General features: G+C 48.7%; 1 protein-coding gene and 1 pseudogene. Both read left to right on the top strand.

The features are described from left to right. Positions 1-37: 37 nt before the first annotated feature. On the top strand, positions 38-262 hold the full coding sequence (locus tag DSM107010_RS40850) for a hypothetical protein (protein WP_199756065.1): 225 nt from the start codon (positions 38-40) through the stop codon (positions 260-262). A 119-nt stretch (positions 263-381) separates the two neighbouring features. Continuing rightward, positions 382-1,291: pseudogene (locus tag DSM107010_RS40860) on the top strand (ISAzo13-like element transposase-related protein). The last annotated feature ends 24 nt before the right edge of the window (positions 1,292-1,315 follow it).

Here is a 1,315-nt window from a genome sequence, read left to right on the forward strand (position 1 = left end):
GGCGGTTTCTATCAAACAGAATACCAGTTGAGCTAAGATGCAATTATGCGCTCAACCTTGTAGGAGCCAAGCCTTGGAGCCATTTATCCCTGAGTATTCGCTGCATCGTACCCAAATTGAAGATCTCCGGCTAGCTGCCTCTAAACTAGTGGGAGCTTCCCGACGCAGTTTTCAAGCAGAAATGGCTTTGAAATACTGTGGTGGTAGTGCTCGATTAACTGAGACGGTATTTGGTTGTGGGGAAGGAATAGTGTGGAGTTAGGACTGGCAGAAAAGCGGACAGGGATAACTTGTATCGGAGCCCAAGCTGCCTATGGCGGAAACAAAAGTTGGGAAGAACGTTTTCCAGAGGCAGCAGCCAGTTTACGAGAAATTGCCGAAATGCATGCACAGCAAGACCCATGCTTTCTGACTGCAATTGCTTACACTCGCTTAACATCTGTCGCTGCCATTGAGCAACTGCGCTCCTTGGACTATCCGGAAGAACAAGTACCAGCTCCCAGCACAATGGCGTTGATTTTGAATCGCATGGGCTACCGTTTGCGTTCCGTGGTCAAAGCCAAACCCCAAAAAAAATTCCCCAAACAGATGCCATCTTCGACAACATCCAAGCCAACGACCGACAAGCAGACAGCAATGTTAAACGCCTTAAGTATGGATTGCAAAGCCACAGTCAACATTGGTGATTTCGCTCGTTGGGGGTCAGACAAGAGGAGACAACCAAGCCAGTGACCATGATTTTGGGACGGGTGAACAGTATATTCCCTGTGGCATTGTGGATGAGGAGAGCGGACAAATGCACCTGAGCTTTGGTAGCTCCTCCAAAACCAGCGATTTTATAGTCGATACGCTGTTTGAGTGGTGGAATGACCTCACGCCTGACCAGCAACAGCAGACTCAACGCATTCAGCTCAAAGTGGATAATGGTTCTGAAAGTAGCGGTGTTCGTACACAGTTTCTCAAGCGGATGGTAGAGTTTGTTGACCAGATAGGTAAACCGATTCACCTGCTTTACTACCCGCCGTATCACAGCAAGTACAATCCCATCGAGCGCTGTTGGGGGATTTTGGAACGACATTGGAATGGAGCCAAGCTAACGGATGCGCTCACTATGCTGCTGTGGGCACGGAGCATGACCTGGAAAAGTCTTCACCCCACTGTGAAGTTGAATCTCAAGACCTATCAGACAGGTATTTCCTTGACGAAAAAAGCGATGCGCCCGATTGAGCGGCGTTTACAACGCAATCCCCTCTTGCCCAAATGGGATATTCTTATCCGACCTGCCTCATAGGTATTTTGTTTCTTGGAGATCGCC

Source organism: Chroococcidiopsis cubana SAG 39.79 (genome assembly GCF_003991895.1).
Taxonomy (GTDB): domain Bacteria; phylum Cyanobacteriota; class Cyanobacteriia; order Cyanobacteriales; family Chroococcidiopsidaceae; genus Chroococcidiopsis; species Chroococcidiopsis thermalis.